19 protein-coding genes are annotated in these 19,659 nt (G+C 33.4%); 5 read left to right on the top strand and 14 right to left on the bottom strand.

Annotation, left to right across the window (positions count from 1 at the left end; genetic code table 11):
- Positions 1-22 precede the first annotated feature (22 nt).
- The 6 genes from ACIQXW_RS02820 to ACIQXW_RS02795 form a co-directional block, all read right to left on the bottom strand.
- Positions 23-547: a phage tail protein gene (locus ACIQXW_RS02820; protein WP_401018852.1), complete on the bottom strand. Its 525-nt coding sequence runs from the start codon at positions 545-547 to the stop codon at positions 23-25.
- Between the two features lie 20 nt (positions 548-567).
- Positions 568-1,068, bottom strand: coding sequence for a phage tail protein (locus ACIQXW_RS02815; RefSeq protein WP_401018853.1), 501 nt, complete (start codon positions 1,066-1,068; stop codon positions 568-570).
- Positions 1,069-1,081: 13 nt separating this feature from the next.
- Complete coding sequence (locus ACIQXW_RS02810) at positions 1,082-1,591, bottom strand: phage tail protein (protein ID WP_402759769.1); 510 nt, start codon at positions 1,589-1,591, stop codon at positions 1,082-1,084.
- A gap of 668 nt (positions 1,592-2,259) precedes the next feature.
- Complete coding sequence (locus tag ACIQXW_RS02805) at positions 2,260-3,555, bottom strand: opine metallophore biosynthesis dehydrogenase (RefSeq protein WP_402759767.1); 1,296 nt, start codon at positions 3,553-3,555, stop codon at positions 2,260-2,262.
- Positions 3,556-3,578: 23 nt separating this feature from the next.
- The gene (locus ACIQXW_RS02800; protein ID WP_340825385.1) at positions 3,579-4,373 is read right to left on the bottom strand and encodes a nicotianamine synthase family protein; all 795 of its coding nucleotides are present in this window, start codon (positions 4,371-4,373) and stop codon (positions 3,579-3,581) included.
- A gap of 566 nt (positions 4,374-4,939) precedes the next feature.
- Positions 4,940-8,851: an NEAT domain-containing protein gene (locus ACIQXW_RS02795; RefSeq protein ID WP_402759765.1), complete on the bottom strand. Its 3,912-nt coding sequence runs from the start codon at positions 8,849-8,851 to the stop codon at positions 4,940-4,942.
- Between the two features lie 590 nt (positions 8,852-9,441).
- Between ACIQXW_RS02795 and ACIQXW_RS02790 the strand changes: the two genes are divergently transcribed.
- From ACIQXW_RS02790 to ACIQXW_RS02780, 3 genes are all read left to right on the top strand, one after another.
- Complete coding sequence (locus ACIQXW_RS02790) at positions 9,442-10,017, top strand: LysE family translocator (protein ID WP_340825388.1); 576 nt, start codon at positions 9,442-9,444, stop codon at positions 10,015-10,017.
- A gap of 25 nt (positions 10,018-10,042) precedes the next feature.
- Positions 10,043-10,819 (top strand): AraC family transcriptional regulator, encoded by a 777-nt coding sequence (locus ACIQXW_RS02785; RefSeq protein WP_340825389.1) that lies wholly within the window; start codon positions 10,043-10,045, stop codon positions 10,817-10,819.
- Between the two features lie 105 nt (positions 10,820-10,924).
- Positions 10,925-11,332 (top strand): DUF2000 family protein, encoded by a 408-nt coding sequence (locus ACIQXW_RS02780; protein WP_402759762.1) that lies wholly within the window; start codon positions 10,925-10,927, stop codon positions 11,330-11,332.
- 333 nt (positions 11,333-11,665) lie between these two features.
- Here the strand turns inward: ACIQXW_RS02780 and ACIQXW_RS02775 are convergent, their stop codons facing one another.
- From ACIQXW_RS02775 to ACIQXW_RS02760, 4 genes are all read right to left on the bottom strand, one after another.
- Complete coding sequence (locus tag ACIQXW_RS02775; RefSeq protein ID WP_340825392.1) at positions 11,666-11,896, bottom strand: hypothetical protein; 231 nt, start codon at positions 11,894-11,896, stop codon at positions 11,666-11,668.
- Positions 11,897-11,920: 24 nt separating this feature from the next.
- Complete coding sequence (locus tag ACIQXW_RS02770) at positions 11,921-12,385, bottom strand: hypothetical protein (RefSeq protein WP_402759760.1); 465 nt, start codon at positions 12,383-12,385, stop codon at positions 11,921-11,923.
- A gap of 690 nt (positions 12,386-13,075) precedes the next feature.
- Entirely contained in the window at positions 13,076-13,438 is a 363-nt protein-coding gene (locus ACIQXW_RS02765; RefSeq protein ID WP_402759758.1) for a hypothetical protein, read from the bottom strand.
- Positions 13,439-13,519: 81 nt separating this feature from the next.
- The gene (locus ACIQXW_RS02760) at positions 13,520-14,143 is read right to left on the bottom strand and encodes a hypothetical protein (protein ID WP_402759757.1); all 624 of its coding nucleotides are present in this window, start codon (positions 14,141-14,143) and stop codon (positions 13,520-13,522) included.
- Between the two features lie 230 nt (positions 14,144-14,373).
- Here ACIQXW_RS02760 and ACIQXW_RS02755 point away from each other — a divergent pair, with 230 nt between their 5' ends.
- The gene (locus ACIQXW_RS02755) at positions 14,374-15,663 is read left to right on the top strand and encodes a hypothetical protein (protein WP_402759755.1); all 1,290 of its coding nucleotides are present in this window, start codon (positions 14,374-14,376) and stop codon (positions 15,661-15,663) included.
- Between the two features lie 148 nt (positions 15,664-15,811).
- Here the strand turns inward: ACIQXW_RS02755 and ACIQXW_RS02750 are convergent, their stop codons facing one another.
- The 3 genes from ACIQXW_RS02750 to ACIQXW_RS02740 all read right to left on the bottom strand — a co-directional run bounded on the left by ACIQXW_RS02750 (position 15,812) and on the right by ACIQXW_RS02740 (position 17,403).
- Positions 15,812-16,195: a type II toxin-antitoxin system HicB family antitoxin gene (locus ACIQXW_RS02750; RefSeq protein WP_402759753.1), complete on the bottom strand. Its 384-nt coding sequence runs from the start codon at positions 16,193-16,195 to the stop codon at positions 15,812-15,814.
- A gap of 102 nt (positions 16,196-16,297) precedes the next feature.
- Complete coding sequence (locus ACIQXW_RS02745; protein WP_402759751.1) at positions 16,298-16,420, bottom strand: type II toxin-antitoxin system HicA family toxin; 123 nt, start codon at positions 16,418-16,420, stop codon at positions 16,298-16,300.
- Positions 16,421-16,668: 248 nt separating this feature from the next.
- Entirely contained in the window at positions 16,669-17,403 is a 735-nt protein-coding gene (locus ACIQXW_RS02740; protein WP_402759749.1) for a hypothetical protein, read from the bottom strand.
- Between the two features lie 495 nt (positions 17,404-17,898).
- Here ACIQXW_RS02740 and ACIQXW_RS02735 point away from each other — a divergent pair, with 495 nt between their 5' ends.
- Positions 17,899-18,402: an Ltp family lipoprotein gene (locus ACIQXW_RS02735; protein ID WP_483869804.1), complete on the top strand. Its 504-nt coding sequence runs from the start codon at positions 17,899-17,901 to the stop codon at positions 18,400-18,402.
- A gap of 277 nt (positions 18,403-18,679) precedes the next feature.
- On the opposite strand, the gene ACIQXW_RS02730 is transcribed toward ACIQXW_RS02735, so the two are convergent.
- Positions 18,680-19,420: a hypothetical protein gene (locus ACIQXW_RS02730; RefSeq protein ID WP_402759745.1), complete on the bottom strand. Its 741-nt coding sequence runs from the start codon at positions 19,418-19,420 to the stop codon at positions 18,680-18,682.
- Positions 19,421-19,659: the final 239 nt, after the last annotated feature.

Genomic DNA, 19,659 nt, shown 5'->3' with positions numbered 1-19,659 from the left:
ACACCCTTCGATGAATTCATTCCTATGCCCTAGGAGGCCACTCTCCATATAAACAAATAATGAAATTTACCCCCAAATACGGTTGCATATTATTATGTGCGTGACTTCCACCCACTGGTTCAATGGTTAATGCGTTCATTGTAGTATTCCCTGAAACAGAATAGACAGGGTGAGAACCTCTCCCTTGTTGTTCCGTCCATATTGCTCCTGTTGGCTCAGTATTTGATGTTTGGTCATTGTTACATGTAGCGCTATGATTATGCCTAGGCATTTGTGTTGTTAATAATGTAACAGTTGCCAAACCTCCAGCTGCGCCAATATTCCTTGTCGTTAATCCTGCACCTGTTCCTTGATGAATCGCTGCCCGACCATTTAAATTTGGTAAAGCAAAGGTTGTCTTTCCATCTCCTCCATATATGGTTCCTAAAATGGCAAATAAGGCGCTGTTCGACTGAATATTTAATAGTTGACCATTACAAAAAGCCCAGTCTTGAGGTGCAAAAGTACCACCAAAAATTCTAATTTCTCCAATATACGCTTCTGACATTTTTTTCACTTCCTTTGTTATTAATTTCTTGGAGGGTATATGCCTATTAAAGCAATGCAATAATTTCCCACACTGTAGGGCTGCATATTCTGATGTGACTGCGAATATCCTGATGGAGATAAAGCTTGTGCATTCATATGGGTATTAAGTTGATTAGATGCATACATATTAACAGCGGTTGTTCCCCATACATTACTAGTAGCTACTTTCAACGTAGCACTTTCCGCACTAGCAGTCACAACATGTGTATGTGCAGGCATCTCATCACTTGTTAACGTATGTGTCTCCTGTCCAGCTTTTTGTCCGAGTGTCACACCGTTTCCTACATGAACCGGAACCCTTCCTCTTAAATCAGGTAAGGCAAATGTGGTAACTCCATTCCCACCATAAGTTATGCCTAACAAGGAAAACAAAGCTTGGTTTGTATTAATTGACAGTAATTGCCCGTCACATAATGCCCATCCCCTTGGAACACGTCTAAAGCTAAATAATTTAATTTCACCTACAAATGGATCACTCATTATTACATTCCTCCTATTCAAATGATGGGTAAAAACCGGAAAGCGCAATGATATAACTAATTGTTAAAAACGGCATTACATTATCATGCGGCAAATTTTCACCAACACTTGAAACGATTGTTGCATTCATTGTGCTATTTGGTGGTTGTGTTGAATACTGCATGTTTTTGGCCCATACCGCATTTTCTGGACTAGTTGTTGTGCCTTCCAGTGAAGAAGCATTTACTTGATGCGTATGAGCTGGAAGTTGTGATGCATTTAACACCACAGACTCTACCCCTCCCATTTGACCGATCGTATACTGAGTGCTCGTTACTGGGTTGTGTCCTTGGTGTACTACGACTCTACTTTGAAAATTCGGCAAGGCAAATGTCGTCTGTCCATTCCCTCCATACATAGTACCTATGAGTGAAAAGAGCACATCATTATCAGCAATAGATAATAGTTGCCCATTGCACAAACTCCATCCTTGTGGTGCATAATTACCTGCAAACATTCGAATTTCACCGATATATGGTTCCATTACTAACACCTTCCTTTAAGAATTAATATTTAAATTGTATATATAAGTAAATGAGTGCTGAAAAATGAATGATCGTAATCACCATTACAAAAAGTATAAAAAACATATTTTCTAACAAGATTGATAGAAACTACCTTCCATATTAATTATGGAAATGAATAGATAAACTTTTTACTTTAATCTAAATAAGCAACCTCCATTGTGTGATTGACAGACAATTTCTTTCAAAAAGTACACTCAATTTTAAAATACTAAAGAAAGAAACCAAATAATATTGACAAATGTTAATGATTTGAGAATTAACAATTAAAAATATCCTTAACTATCTATAAGAGTTTCTTTCTTCTTTCATTGTTCAGAGAATTACAAGCAGAAATGATGAACCACCTTTTCTAAGAAAATAAGTTGCTTTAAGAAAAGTCGATAAAAGGATGTTTACTCATCCTCTTAATCGACTTTTCTTATACTGCATCTATTTCACATTAATATGCCAACACTTAACTGGACAAAAATTATAAGGCCTATCATTTGAGTACCACTAGTGTTAAGCAAAGCGTTATTTGCATGTTATTTAATAATCAATGAACATTATCATCAAATTCAAGAACAAGCTGGTCAAGTGCTTGAATATATTCACTTTTGCCTCCAAAACGGAAATTTGTATGTTTTTAATTAGTATAAATCTCCTTATAAATCATCTCGATTTCTTGTGAAAAAGATTTTACTTGGAAGGCTTCTGAATAAAGTTTATCCTCAGAAGATGCCACTACTTGTTGCAGTTTTTCTTCATAGGTTTGTACAAAATGATCAAGTGTTGGAGTTTTTAATTTTAGTGCATTCGCAATCCCTTGGATGATTTTCACACGATAATAATCCTCTTTTGGCATTCTAGGAATATCCCATTCTCCGTCGTGATTTATAAAAATTCCTCTAAGAGGAACTGCTGAAAAATCAAAGTATCTTCCTTCTTCATTTGGTATAGAAAATGGATCAATTAATAAGGAAGCATAACGAATATAAAGCAGATATTCTTGATGGATGGGCTCAAGATGATTAAAATTTTCTATATCTTGTCTGTCTATGCTTTTTGGGTGTAATGGATAATTATCATCTACCATAAACTGTAATAGATTAAGCGGTTGAATATTGAAGTGTTTCACAATTTCCATCATTTCTTTCCAATAATTTAATAAATACCGAATCGTTGTATAAGTAATGGGACCTTCAGGATAAAGTTTATAAACATACTTCGTTACGGTATTGGCATCAAATATTGCTTTTAATGAAAAAGCATTCATAAATAAGGGAGGATGAACGTATAAAGAAATATTTCTTGTCTCTGCTTCAAGAGGAGATGCTAATTTTTTTAATTGAATCCCTAAATGACGAAATAGGTTAGTTAATTCAGCCACTCTATTCGATATTGAGTAAGTTGATCCAATATAAACTGTTTTTTTTATGCCTGTTGTCAATACTTCATTTGATGGCATACTACCTAACCATCTAGTATCCCCGTAATATGTTGAAAAGCTAATTACCTCAGCCTGAGGTGAAAGATTATTTAATAAATTTGAAATTAAATGACTAGAGCCAAATGTAGGCGAAATTAATATAAAACAGCTAGCATTCTTCAACACGGTAGAATCGATTTGCGCTAATACTGATAAATACGAATCTGTTGTAATGCTAAGCACAATAGTATCCCAATTACCAGATACTGAATGATAACCTTTAAATAAAGTATCAATTGTACATTCTCCTGCAACAGACTGATGTTGTTTATTTTGTACATATACATTAAGTGCAAGTTGATGTTGCATGACGTTTTCAAAGAAAGCCTTGGAGCGTAAAGATTCTCGACCAGCAATAGCTACTTTACTATTAAAATAATTTTTGAAATTTACAGCTAGTTGAATTGCTGTTGGCCCAGTTCCTAGCAATAAAACGTTATTAAAATCAGTCATTGCCATCTCCTCGTCCATATATGTCATTGTACTTTTTGATACAAAATAACATCAAATACACTTTGAGGATGTATAATTTCCTCAACTATATGCCATTTCGTTTCGTCTACTTTTTGCATGGGATAATTAAAAAGAGACTTTAACCCATTACCATAACGCATCGCAATTAGCACATCTTTATTAGTTAAATCATACAATTGATCTAATATGGCATATTTATTGCTGACAGTTGAACTAAATATAATATGACTAATCTGTTTTATAACTGTTAGTTCCCCTACTGTCTTCTTATCAATTTGAATTGATAAATGTCTTCCTAATATATTTACTACATGTCTTCCCAACCGAACCGCTTCATCATCAATATCAATTCCAAAAACTTCTGCGCCAGTTCGTTCCGCAACCATTAATAATGTTAAAGGGAAAGCCCCAGAACCTACCATGAGTATTTTCGACTGACTGTTAATGTGAAAATCCCCAAATTCCTTTTCAATGCAGTCCTCTATATTACGAAAATAATCAGTTATCTCCTCGTTTTCTAATCCCAATACTAAAGCTCGATATTTTTCTACGATTTGGATACAAACAGAAGAATTATTTCTGAGATTTTCAATTAATGCTATGATTTCAATCGATAGCTTTAGATGATTCCAATATTTTTCATTGTCACGATTTGTAATAAAAGAAGAATAATTATCGATTAGCTCACACAACTCTAAATACTCAACTTTGAGATGGTTATTGTGTTGATTGATTATTAACTTAAATTTTTTATCAAAGTAATGTAATTTCTTTAAAAACAAATCTACATCCTTCACTTGCCCCACTCCTATGTTTGAGGATTAAAGTTCAATATATGCCGTTTCTTTTAATACTATTTCATCGCTTCCTTGGATATGTTTCCTTTCACAATAAAAACGAGCCATAAATATTGCCGCTTCGGTAGTAAAACTAGCGATTTATATAAATTAGTAAAATTAAATTAAGTTTTACTTATAATGAAAGATGTAGTATTTTTTCAATATTAATTCACTTACATTTCAAGTGGAGGTTGCTAAAACACAGTCTATTTTGAAAGCATCCATGAAATTAGGAGCTATATCAAAAATGGCAAAAGCATTTGCATTTACTTTTTCACGCGGAATATAGAGGGTAGTTGAAGTGGCTAGAGATGTGCTACAAAAAGAAGATAACTAGAAAGTTTAAAAAAGATAAAAAATGCAATTCAAGTTCAACTTGAATTGCATTTTCTCACGATTGGATGAGGCAATGTACTAAGACTACAAAATGCTCATAGCTTCACAAGTAAGCCTAATTACCTCACCCAACTTTACGAAAGAGTTTTTGGGATAGTAATAGTACCTAACTTTAAATTATTAAGCGTTTAAATTAAATTTACTAACTCTAGTGAACGTTTTAATATTTTCGCCATTTGTGCACGTGTTAAATTACTTTGTGGGTTTAAATAGCCATTAGACCCTGTCATAATGTCTAATGCTTGTAATTCGGATACTGCTTGCTTCGCGTAGTCAAATACTTTATTAGCATCTTTGTACGTTAAAGCATTTTTATCAACTGTTACTTTATAGCCTTTGTATTCAAGCATACGCAATATAATTGCTGCTGCTTGCTGACGTGTAATATTTGCATTTGGATTAAATGTTGTGGCATTGACACCTTTTACAATACCAATCTCTACAAGTGCTTGTACCTCTTTTTCATACCATTTGCCTTTCACATCCGTAAACGCAGTTGCTTTATTGGATGAAATATTTAAAGCACGAGCTATCATCACTGCAAATTGCGCACGCGTGATGTTTCTATTTGGACTAAATGTTGTTGCTGATGTACCAGTTGTAATGCCAGCTGCATATAAAGCTAAAATTTCATCCTTACTGAATACATTGTCGATATCTGTAAATGGATTTTCAACAATAGCATCATTTACAATATTTGTATCTTCTTCTACGATCGTTGCTTCTCCCTCTAAAGCAGGGACATTAAACGTAAAGAATAATGTGTACGCCCCATAGCCTAAGCTTCCTGAATCGACAAATATTTTCGTTACGCCATTTTGATCTTGCACTAATGGTAAACGAACTACGCGTACTTGATCCAATTTTTCACCTGTAGAACTAATTATCTCGATATCTTGTTGCTTACCATCTGCATCAATATAAGCAAGTGTTTCGAAGCCATACGCCTTACCGATTAGCGTCATTTCGATATAACGTTTATCATCAATCGTCACTAATTCTGCTTTCGTGAAGTAAGGTGCTAGGTAGTTCGTAATAAAATCAGGTATTTTACCATTTGGATCAGCTTCCATTTTATATGTGATTGGCTGGCGAGTAATCTTTTCATTTGTTATTGTATTCGTTGCAGCTACATTTGAGGTAATTGTCTTATTAGCAGTTACCGCTTCAAATACAAGGTTATCAAGTGTCTCCATTTCAAATGAAAGTGTAGCCGTTTTTTCATTTGCTATAGGGACTAATGATGCTGCTTTATTTGACCATTTTGCAACTTTTTTACCATTCTGTTTCACAATAAATTGTTGCAAATTGTTACCTGTATTCAATGTAAGCGTCACTTTAAATTTGTTATCTTCAAATACAGTGTTTGCTTTTTGTAAGAATGCTATTAGTTCTTTTGCATTCTGTTGAATCTCAAATTTCACTGCGCCCTCTTGAATAAAGTTACCTACCGTTTGGTCTAGCTTTGTTTCATCTTTAGGTAAATCTTTTTTCATCTGAGGAATTGGAATAATTGGGCCACTTGTAATTGGGAAGGTTGTACTATCACTTATTTTCGAAAGTGAAGATTCATGAAATTCTAAATAGATATGATAGTCATGATGATAGTTCAAATCCTCAATATCTACTTTTACCCATGCATTATAACGCCCAGATATGCTTGGTAATGCAAATTGAACTATTCGGATATCATTTGTATCAGTAATTGTAGTAGGTGTTACGCCATTCACTGTAAAGTCAGTAATCCAAGAACTATTTTTTAATGTTAATTGAACTTGGTATGAAGAACCATTTCTCACGACATACGCTGGTTTAATAACATACTGGTCCATCATTGAAGTACCCGAACCTGACCCCTTGATGAATGTATAGTCCACTGTATACAGCCCATTAGTTGATTGCATTGCACTGCCACTAGGGAATGCTCCTGCATTCGGAACATTTGCATTATCATTAACTTTTGGAAGTGATACTTCATCAATCTTAGTAGCTATTACGCTTGCTGAGATCGTTTTATTATTCGTTACTGCTTCAAAAACAAGGTTCTCTAATGTTTCTATTTCAAATGAAAGTGTAGAAGATTTTGTATTTGCAAAAAATACTAATGAAGCTACTTTTGGATTGGACCATTTTGCAATTTCTTTACCATTTTGTTTCACAACAAATTCTCGCAAGTTATTTCCAGTATTTAAAGCAAGCGTCACTTTATATTTGTTATCTTGAAATACGGTACTTGCTTTTTCTATAAATGTTGTGATCTGTTTTGCATTTTGTGGAATTTCAAATCGAACTTGTCCTTCTTGAGTAAAATTCCCTGTATCCCCTTTTATAGTTGTCTCGTTACTAATCGGTTGTTCAGAGTTTCCAGTGTTAGAGTTGGAATTGCCATCGGTAGTTGAATTATTATCGTTCTCCCCAGAACCTGATTCGCTGCTGTTGGTATTTCCTTCTGAACCACCCTTCGTTTGCTCTGTTTGTTGAGACTGTTCTTTTACCTCAGTTTGATCTGTTTGCTGAGATTGTTCTTTTTGCTCAGTTTGGCCTGTTTGCTGAGATTGTTCTTTTTGCTCAGTTTGGCCTGTTTGCTGAGATTGTTCTTTTTGCTCAGTTTGTCCTGTTTGCTGAGATTGTTCTTTTTGCTCAGGTTGTTTTGTTTGTTGAGACTGTTCTTTTACCTCAGTTTGATCTGTTTGCTGAGATTGTTCTTTTTCCTCAGTTTGGCCTGTTTGCTGAGATTGTTCTTTTTGCTCAGGTTGTTTTGTTTGCTGAGACTGTTCTTTTTGCTCAGGTTGTTTTGTTTGCTGAGACTGTTCTTTTTGCTCAGGTTGTTTTGTTTCCTGAGATTGTTCTTTTTGCTCAGTTTGGTCTGTTTGCTGAGACTGTTCTTTTTGCTCAGTTTGGTCTGTTTGCTGAGATTGTTCTTTTTGCTCAGGTTGTTTTGTTTGCTGAGACTGTTCTTTTTGCTCAGTTTGGCCATTTTGCTGAGACTGTTCTTTTTGCTCAGGTTGTTTTGTTTCCTGAGATTGGTCTTTTTGCTCAGTTTGTTTTGTTTCCTGAGACTGTTCTTTTACCTCAGGTTGTTTTGTTTGCTGAGACTGTTCTTTTTGCTCAGGTTGTTTTGTTTGTTGAGATTGTTCTTTTTGCTCAGTTTGGCCTGTTTGCTGAGATTGTTCTTTTTGCTCAGTTTGGCCTGTTTGCTGAGACTGTTCTTTTACCTCAGTTTGTTTTGTTTGCTGAGACTGTTCTTTTTGCTCAGTTTGGCCTGTTTGCTGAGACTGTTCTTTTTGCTTAGGTTGTTTTGTTTCCTGAGATTGGTCTTTTTGCTCAGTTTGTTTTGTTTGCTGAGACTGTTCTTTTACCTCAGTTTGTTTTGTTTGCTGAGACTGTTCTTTTACCTCAGTTTGTTTTGTTTGCTGAGACTGTTCTTTTACCTCAGTTTGTTTTGTTTGCTGAGACTGTTCTTTTTGCTCAGTTTGGCCTGTTTGCTGAGACTGTTCTTTTTGCTTAGGTTGTGGTGTTTCTTCACAAACCCGTTTGCTCTCCGTAACATTTGAAAGTACTAGGTAAACAGTGTACCTATTGTCATATGTGAAAGGTATAGGTTTTTCCAATTTAACGTATATGTCAACCCAAGCTCGGATGGGGTTATTATATTGGTCGATTGCGAATGTATATACTTCGTTTTCTTCTTTATCTTTTTGCCTTTTAATAGCTTCTTTTAACTCACCACCCGACTCAACTTTAAAACCTCTGTACCATGTTGTAAACGCTTTTGGCACCGTAATATCTACCGTATAGCGACCATCTTGTTTTTTAATAGTAGCCTCTTTCTTTACATAGCCACTCTTAACCATTACTGAATCTTCTTCCGTTACTGAATTATCTTGCGGATTAGCTTTTAAAACATTAAAATTTGCTGAGTAGTCAATTGTGCAACTAGCTTCGGTATTCTCTTTCGCCTTTACTTCCATGCCAAGGTAAGGTAATACTGCACCAAAAATGAGCAATACCATTGCTACATATTGTATAAATTTCTTCATACCTACTCTGCCCTCCTGAATATTAAAATTATTTTCAATCACTAGGAATCCAGAATTTTTGATTAGTTAAACCTATCTTGAGCGTTTCTACCTCCTTTTAAAGCTTTTACTAGTACTACCCCTAAATGATTACCATTCTCAATTAAGAACAAAAGAAAACATCTATGGTTAATTTCATAAATGTTTAAAAGTATACAACTCCCTCTAATTGATAATGATTCTCATTATAATTTTATTATATATTTCTCATTATTCTTGTCAAGAAAGTTAAAATATTTGGTTAGATATATTTTTGTGTCATTAAACTGTCACTTTAACTAGTTTAAATTTATTTCTATTATGCCCTCAATCATTACCTTAAATCTTCAGTAGAATTATGTAGGTACTAATACTTTCATGCATTCGAATAATCACTGTTACTCCATATATTTACTCCATTTTTTTGTAGGAGAGCCTTCGCAAGCTATTTTGACATATTCCATTAATACTTAAAATTGTAGTGCTGTATTAAAGAATAAAAGCGCAATAACGTACTATATGTATTTTAGTATATATGATTATATGAGGATATCTTGAAAGGAGTGGTCCTCTTGAACATTACATCTTTTGTCTTTTACTGTTTCATTGTTACATTTACACCAGGGCCAACTAATATTGTTATATTATCTACTGTGCATAATTCTGGGACAAAAAAAGCAATGGAATATACTTATGGAGCAACGATTGCATTCGGTTTCTTACTTGCTATTTCTGCAATGTTAAATACGATATTGGCAACGATTATTCCAAAAATTTTAATTGTTATGCAGATCATTGGAAGCTTTTATATGTTGTATCTTGCTTATCAAGTTTATAAAATGGATTCATCAAAAACTAATGTAAACAAAACGGGTACCTTTATGTCAGGGTTCCTTACGCAGTTTTTAAATCCTAAAGTAGTGCTATTTACAATGACTGTCATTCCTACCTACATTATGCCCTATTATGTTTCAATACCTGCTGTTACAGTAGGTGTTCTCACTGTAACTGTTATTGGATTTTTAGCATTTATTACATGGGTACTTTTCGGCACAATCTTTAAGGAGTTTTTACAGAAGCATAAGAAAATAGTGAATTTATTGATGGCATTATTTTTACTTTATGCTGCAATCATGATATGGATATAGCTAAGCTATTTGAGAGGTGAATTACATGGATAAATTTATCTATAAAAAATCGGCAGGTATTACCGCTTTATCAGCAAGTATGACTGACTTTTCATATAAAAAGCACTCTCACAAAGAGTATGCAATCGGTGTTACATTACGTGGTATTCAACACTATAACTTAGAGGGCAGTTTACAATTGTCCTATCAAAACGGCATTATGATTTTTAATCCTGAACAGGTTCATGATGGAATGGCACATGACAAAACAGGTCTTGATTATATAATGCTATATATTGAGCCGGAATTGCTTTTAGAGGTTATTGAGAAAAAAGATTTCGTTCGTTTTTCAAACCCTATTGTTTATGATTATAGACTTCAATATAGAATAGTAAGTCTTGCTAATGCAATATTAAACGATAAAGATGAGGCATTGTGTAGTGAATTACTATTATCTCTCACAGATAACCTTGTTGAGACTGATTTTTCTACAGAATGGAAGAAAGATGACACTTTAATAAATAAAGCAAAGGATATGCTTCATACCGACTCAGAAAAAATACCTAAACTTGATGAAATTTGTAGAGAACTTGAATTATCGAAATTTAAGTTTATTCGATCTTTCAAGGCTCACACTGGCATTTCACCATACCAATATTTTCTTAACTGTAAGATAGAACGTGCAAAGCAGCTAATAGAAAAAAATAGAGATATTTATTCAGTTGTCGCTGAATGTGGTTTTGTTGATTTAACCCATCTAAATAAACATTTTAAAGGTGTTTATGGAACGACAGCGTTTGAGTATTTTTCATATGTAAATTGAACGTATTATCTTTCCTATTAAGTATTTCGGATATCTCCGGTTTTAATTACTCGATGCATTAGGTGGGAGATAATTTTCAGCATAAAAAAGAAAGGTGTTGAGTTCATGGAATTAAATACAAAAATTAAAATTGTTTTAAAAGATGACCTTGAAATGTGGCAAAAATTGAACGTAACAGCATTCCTAATGAGTGGAATTGCGGGAACTCAAAACATTATTGGACAACCCTATTTAGATAAGGATACTGCTCAATATTTACCTATGTCACAGCAACCAGTTATGATCCATTCTTCTAGTGGTGAACGTTTGAATGAGCTTTTACAAAAGGCTCTAACAAAAGATGTCGTTATTACAATTTACACTGAAGAATTGTTTAATACATATAATGACGAGGATAATCGTGCAATGGTCGCAAAATTCAAGACGAATGAACTAAATCTTGTTGGAGTCGGAATACGAGGCAAAAAAAATCATGTAGATAAATTACTAAAAGGCTATGATTTGCATAAATAAAAGAAACTAGATCTCAGTGACTCGGAAGATAAAGTTTTTAATTTCGATATGATTAGAGGCGCATGATGAAATAAAACGATAGCCAATGCATTTTTCCACTGGCAACCGTTTATATTTTAATTAGCTATTTTCTATTTAAATATATAGCAACTATTAAAACAATCGTTGATAAGAAGTTTAAAATCGGAATCTACTCATTCTGTTTCTTCCAAATACTTAAAAATTCAAAATATAAGGTCAATGCAATTATAGGAAAGAAAAAATATAAAAAGATTATGTTTTTTGATTTATTATAACACCTAGAACAATAGAACCTGTAGTCATTTTAGGTATTTACGGTATAGTTACCCATACTTTGTATCTACTTTCCCAGATTTCTGTATGAACTCTAAACTCTTTTATTTCTGCCAATCTAAATGCTAAAGAATATGCTATTTTATAATCTGGTGTATCATATCCATTATAAATTCTCCCATAAATCTCATTTGCTATTGAATCAGCCCACGTATCAGCCTCGTACATCGTATCAAAAATAACTTCTTCAACATTCCACTTAATTGTCATTTTCCCCACCCTTATCTTAAAGATTTAGTCCAGTGTACACGAAATCACAAGTTTATCGGAAGCTTTTGTGTTCATTGAGACAATTCCAAATTCTAATAGAATCCTATCACCTTTTTTAAGAATTCCACCACCTGGTTGACCTATAAACTGATAGTTTTTTAAATGGCCATGAAAATTATAGTCTGGAGCTTGAATAGGTGTTTTATATGGAGGATTTATAGCGTAGAAATTAACCCTTGATCTATTTAAGGTTACTCTTACCTTTGGACCATATTTTATTCTAGCTTCTTCATTTATGACTAATCCCCATGCTATAGAGCGCTCATTAGTATTGGGATATTTAGTTGTTTGAACTGTTGCATATGTATCTCCTTTGTTTCCGTAATAATACTTTGTGCAACTTTCGTCTGCTGAAATTAGTGAAGCGAAGCAGAAAAACAAAAGAAAAGATAACAATAATGTATAGTTAATTACTCTCTTACTAATCATTATATATACCTCCTTTTTTTCACAAAAATTTATGATTTTTTTCTTGCCTTCTGAAGAAAAATACTGTGAATTTTCAAATGCTTCAGTAATTAAAATGCAGGCTGTACAATAAAAGACTAAATAAATTTCTCACTCATTTACCTCATAGTTGATTTCATATATTAATTCACATGAGCACACATCCTTTCAAATAAAAATAAATTATTTTATAAAAGGTAGTATAAAATGATATAACCAAAGAGAAAAGTATGAATTTTTTTAATACTTTGTGAACAAGTGGTGTTCCACCTATTTATTGATTTCTTACTAATGATTTGATTTTCTTTCTAATAGGGCACTTTCCATTGTTGCGGCATTAAAGAAAACAATAATCTTTCTTAACTTTGAAAGAAAATAGCTTTAAAGCGTCCAACTAGTAGCTGTATTGACTACGTAAAAAATATATTAAATTAAAAACGGTCGATAAAAAGGTATTAGCACAACCTTTTTATCGACTTTTCTTATGCTTCATCTAATTCAGATACAACTTTTTCATCGTCCGTGTTGTGCTCTCCCTGTATGGGGTGTTTGAATAGCTGTACATAAAATTGCCTCTCTGCCCTATGTCTAATTCAACGTTTCTACTTTTTTAATTCATTCCTCAGTTAGTCTATTTTAAAGACAATTTTGACTTAACTGTTTCTCTTAGTATTAATTTAACGGAATTGCTAATACATCTTGATTTGCGTTAGGAATTGGTTGAGGATAGAATTCAACGCTTTCTCCAGTAAATTGATTTATATACTTTTCTGCTGCTTTGTATTGTTGTCTTAATCGTTTTTCAAATTCTTGTAGTGTCATATCTTGGACGCTATTTAAAAATTTATCTTTGTTTTTTTCTGGAATATACATTCTTACCCCATATTCATTACTTAAGTTTTCTAATATTTTTTTGTAAGGTATGAGTAATAGGTCAGGATCGTTGTCATATGTTGACTCAGCACGATAATGAGAAGTTGAACAAAAAACAGAAACCATTAGACAAATCAGTGTTATATTTATACCTTTCCTCATTCGTTTCCTCTCCCTTATTTTATCTGTCAAAATTCACAACTTAAAATTAAATAATAGATTTGTTTTAACTAAATGCTTCAATCAATTTGCATAAAAAGTATGTGATGCAGTTAAAGAAAGTGCAAGTGCAACTCCGTAAGCATTTTCAGGATGACCTCTTAGATAGACTGTACAACTTTTTGAATCACTGCTTAATTTATGTGAAGCATAATCAACTTTCCAATGATAGTCTGTATAATCAGATGGCCAAGTTGTACCATATGAATTTATACTTTGGTATATATAGGTGCCTGGATTACCTGTTGCACTAAAAATTTTGGAGTTCAAGTACATTGAAGAATTATAACGTAAGGCTACTTGTTGTGTAATATCTTCACTTATAGATAATGTCGAAATTAGATAGTTGCTATTTGAGTTCACATCCTTATAAGAATCTTCTAAAAACTTTTTATACTGTTCTCTTAATATATTTTCTAATTCCTCTGGACTCATATCTCTTACATTGTTATAAAACTGGTCCATCTTTTCAGGATTAATATAAAATTCTACTCCAAATTCATCAGTCAGTTTATCCATTACCTCCTGATATGGAGTAATAAACTTTTCAATTTTTCCATCTTCACTGGCAGAAACACAGGTGATTAATGATAAGGAAATGCTTATACATAAAAAAGACGTAAACAATAACTTTACAATTTTTATCATAGTATTCCCCCTATTTTTAGTTTCACCTATATTAAAACATTAATAATGTAGTTTTCAACTTTAATATTTTACTTAAATTCTTGAAATATTTACGATTTAAAAATGGTAATTAATTCTTTTTTTATCGATTCTGATGCTATTCTACTTCAATCAAAATTTTTCAAATTCATCACCAACTTTTATTCCCTTCATATCCTAGAGCATCAGGACGAATTTTGAGGGGGAACTATATGGGGATTGAACTTACTGCTCTCCATTGGATTTATGTTGTTTTTATTGTCTTAATCATTGGCTTTATGGTTAAACGTCGGGATACTACCCTCATTTGCATTTTGGGCATATTCCTACTTGCGATTGTCGCTACTGGTGATCTCACTTCTTCTATAAGTGGTGTTTTTAACAGCTTTATTTACGCTATTACCGAGCTGTTATCTACCATTCTAATTATTTCCATTATTGTTGCGATGAGTCGTGTATTAATGACATCAGGTATTAATGAGGTCATGGTTGCACCATTTACAAAAATTATTAAAACACCGACACTTGCCTATTGGACGATTGGTATTTTAATGATGATTATTTCTTGGTTTTTCTGGCCATCTCCTGCTGTTGCACTATTAGGTGCTGTGCTTTTACCTGTAGCCATTCGTGCAGGATTACCAGCGTTAGGTGTAGCAATGGCAATGAATTTATTTGGTCACGGAATTGCACTTTCTAGTGATTTTGTTATTCAAGGGGCTCCGAAGCTAACTGCTGATGCTGCGGGTATTCCAGTTGGAGACGTTATATCAGCCAGCATTCCACTCGTAATTACGATGGGGCTTGTTACAACAATTGTGGCTTTTTACTTATTAAAACGTGATATGAAACGTGGGACACTTCATTTTAAGACAGCACACGAAACAACAGATGGTATAGAGCTAGTGAAAGATGAACATTTATTAACATCCGGACAAAAACGATTTTTTGCCATCCTTATTCCAATCACTTTTTTACTCGATGTTATCGCCATGTCTGTATTGAAATTACAAGGCGGTGATGCCACTGCCCTTATTGGTGGAACAGCTGTCTTTATTTTATTAGTGCTCTGTCTTGTGGCACACAAAAAACAAGGATTTGAGAAATCGACAAGTTATTTAATTCAAGGATTCCAATTTGGATTTAGAGTATTTGGACCCGTTATCCCAATAGCAGCCTTCTTTTATCTTGGTGACTCAGGATTTACCAAAATTATCGGTGACTTTCTCCCTGCCGCTTCACATGGCATTGTGAATGATCTAGGCGTCGGCTTAGCCGCTGTTGTACCATTAACGAAGGAAATTGCAGTCATTACCCTTGCAGTTGTAGGTGCCATTACAGGTTTAGATGGCTCTGGCTTCTCTGGCATTTCGTTAGCTGGTTCTGTAGGTAGTTTATTCGGCAATGCTATTGGCGGAGGTACAGCAACCCTTACCGCACTCGGACAAATCACTGGTATTTGGGTGGGTGGCGGTACACCCTCACCAATGGAAGACATATGATAATGAGGCTTCTTATACAAGGCGTCAATTTAAGGCAAAACGCAAAGAGTTCGAATAAAATAAAAAAACGGCTTGAAATTATCAAGCCGAAAATAAAAAGAGAGAGGTTAAATTATTAGTTAATTTATTATGTTACTTTGTATATTTATTATACTAATTTATCTTTTAAAGCATCCGTTAAAGTTTGGGAAAAGTTTATACCTTGTTTCATACCTAAATCATTTAAATAGCTAGGAATAGTTAAAGTTTTTTTAACTGGTGTTAAATCTAAAGCTTTCTTATGTGCCTCTATATCAACATCTACAAGTGTTACAATATCTTCTTCTTTTGGAGTAAAAGAAACAGTATACGGTTTATTTATTGGTTCATCGGCGAAAGCTATGGCATTACCTATATAATCCCTTGCATATTCAATTGCTCCAGCGATAGTTTCCCCTTGTGTAATCCCTTCAATATCAGGAATTGTCACTAAGTGAAAGCCGTCTGCTGATAGGGGGGAAATAACCACAGGATATACTACAACATTTTTCATTTTCTACCTTCTTTCGTATCTATATTTAATGGGCTTGAAAGCCACCCCTTTTACAGTTTGTGCTTTCTGATTAGCCCTTTTGCTAAATCTTCATTAACTTCTCTATGCCTTGGGATTTGTTCTTTTTTTGCCTGTTGGTGATACCCAAATATCATGTTTACCGCCATGGGTTAAGAATTTCCACCCTTTAGCCGTGAAGCGTTTCTCTAACTCTCTCTTTTTCATTTTTTAACCCCTTTCCGCTATACGTATATTATACGTATCAAAAAGAAAAGAATCAATGAATTTATACGTATTGTTTACGTATAACTAAAATATTATGCAGCACATGATTTATATATGAAATTGACAATTTCCCTTTATGTAACCTTTATTATCACAACCCAACGGATTCAACAATAAAGCCCAGGCTCAAATTCCAAGTCCCTGGGCTTTAAACTATATAAGCATCTATTTTCTACTATTTTAGCACGTTAATAAATCGGTTTTAATATACCGATAGGAAGCCAAGTACATTGGTCGTCATTAGCTTCCAGGTCTTCTTTTACACATAGAAATGCATTAATGGAATCACTTACTGAATAAACTATGCTGCCTTTTGGCATCGCTTTTTCCGTTTTGGAACCTTCTAATGGATAGGTTTTCGCTTCAGATTCTTCCGTTACTTCATAACGAACACCGGCTTTTTTAAATTTTGTATCAAGAACTTTCATATCTGAACCAGGATAATGCTTTTCGCACTTCAAGCCATTTCCAGTGTCCTTACAATATCTCAACATTTGATCACCATTCATATCTGTGATGGATGTATCACGCCATTCCGTAAAGAGCTTGCCGTATTCTCCGCTATTACGATTGATATTGATATACGTTACATTTGCATAGAAAGATGCGCGAATTTTCATCGGTATCTCTTTAAAAACTACTAGATTTGTTGCTTGTACACGATATGGCCCCATTTGATAAAATGTTTTGCCATCATATTTTTCAATTTCATACGTTTTAAAATAATTATTACGCTTCACCACTAACGAATCAAATGTACCATCTTCATTTTTCTTATATATCTTAATATCTTTTGTAAAAGTCATTTTCCCCGTTTGGTCTTTATGCACCTCGGCTCCATCAAACCTAATAGCCTCTGATTTTGTTGGATTCACGATTACAAATACAAATGCTGCTAATAACACAATAAATAATTTTTTCATTATGCTCCTCCTACTCATTTTTGTAGCTCATTTCTTTGCCTACTAATATCGTATTATTTTATCAATAGAATACAATAACGTCAAAAATATAACAAAATTAACTCGTTTTTCCACAACTTTTCGTTACCCATTCTTTAGCAAATATTTTAAAACCAATATCAATAATAGGCTTTAATAATATAAAATCGTTTATTTTTATATATACTTTTTCCAATTTTACCAATAAAATAGTTAATAAGGAGCGTGGATATATTCATGGATAATTTATTATTAATTGTAGCAATGTTAAGTTTTTTAGCTGTTATAGTTTTTGCAATTATGGCTATTGTTCAATTTATTAAAAAGGATGTTTCAAAAGCTAAAAAGCAAATTAAGTTTACTGGAATATCAGTAGCAGTAATGATTGTATCCTTTATTGGTTTTGGCATGACAGCAGATCCAGTAGAAATAACAGAAAAAGAAGATACACAAAAACAAGTAGAAACTGTAGCGAAAGTGGAAGAAACGCCAGAAGAAAAAGCTGCCCGTGAGGCGAAGGAAGTAGAAGAAAAAGCGTTAGCAGAACAAAAAGCTAAAGAGAAAGCAGAAGCACAAGCTAAAGCAGATGCAGAGGCTAAAGCTAAGGCAGATGCAGAAGCTAAAGCTAAAGCAGAGGCCAAAGCTAAAGCAGAAGCTAAGGCAAAAGAGGCAAGTGTCCCACGTGAGCATAAGTCGGCGTTAAAAAAAGCAGAGCAATATGCTAAAACGATGCATATGTCAAAGGCAGGGATTTACGATCAATTAACATCGGAATATGGGGAGAATTTCCCGGCGGATGCTGCTCAATACGCTATAAATAATATTGTATTTGATTGGAAAGAAAATGCATTGAAAAAAGCAAAATCGTACGCAGATATGATGAATATGTCAAATTCGGCTATTTACGATCAATTAATATCTGAATACGGAGAAAAATTCACCAAAGAAGAAGCTCAATATGCTATTGATAATTTAGAATAAGCACAACCGCATGTAACTGTGTAAGACACAATACAAGTCACTCACCCGAGTGGCTTTTTGTAATAAGGAGATGAATCATTGAGATATATTACTGGATTAATTGGACTTATTTTAGTCTTCTTCGGCAATTTATTAATGAGCATAACCGATAGTGACATAACCACGAATATAACTTTAAAGACATTTGGGTTTATTTATTTTTTATAATCGGATTAAAAATTTTATTTTCTAACATAAACTTTTTAAAGCAACTCCTTAAGTTATTTAAAAGAAAGCTTTATTTATCTCCGACTAACTTTAATACATTATCAGGTAGCCAAACATAATAGTCTTTTTCCGTTACAAAGACTAATACATACCCGTTAATAATTAACCCACCTGTGACAAAAATGCTTCCCTTTTCATACATGACCTCTGGTTGCGATTCTTTTAATGGATCGCGTTTTCCTATTGTATTTTCTATTAGCTCATAACGCTTTTCTTCTCCTAGTATCGTGTCAGCAATTTTAAGATCTGTACCAAGATAACGTCTACAAGAATCGTAAGTCCCATCATTAATGTCATCGCAATATTCCACTATTTGTCCATTTGGGGTATCCTTAAAATAAATAGACAAGGAGTCCTCTTTTCTGAAGTACCTTCCATAATTTCCATTCTCACGATTTATATTAATATACGATGGATTTTGATAGAAGGAAGCACGAATTTTTAATGGGACTTCTTTGAACACTACTAAATCTGTTGCTTGTACCCGATATTGCCCCATCTGATAAAAAGTTTTACCATCATATTTTTCAATATCATATGTTCTAAAGAAGTTATTTCGCTTTATTACTAACGAATCAAATGTGCCGTTTGGATTTTTCTTATATACCTTGATATCCTTTGTAAAAGTCATTTTCCCTGTTTGACCTTTGACAACTTCTGCTCCATCATGCATTACTTTTGCTTCTGTTATTGTCGGATGAATTACTGCTACTACTAATGCAGCTAACAACACCATAATTAATTTTTTCATTATTCTCCTCCTTCACAGCTTTATGTTAATCTCTATATATACTAATATTGTAGTATTTTATAATAGCAATGCAGAATATCAAAAAAATAACAAAATTAACGCTTTTTTCACAAAATATTTTCATCCATCTACCCTTCTCGTCAATTTTCTAAACGCTATTTCACGTTGTACTATTTGTAGAAGACTACAGAAGAAATAGTATTAACCTATACCTTTCATTGACACAATAATTATTTTAA

This window comes from Lysinibacillus sp. NPDC097162, from assembly GCF_044762185.1.
Lineage (GTDB): Bacteria > Bacillota > Bacilli > Bacillales_A > Planococcaceae > Lysinibacillus.
This window is presented reverse-complemented; position numbering and strand designations above follow the sequence as displayed.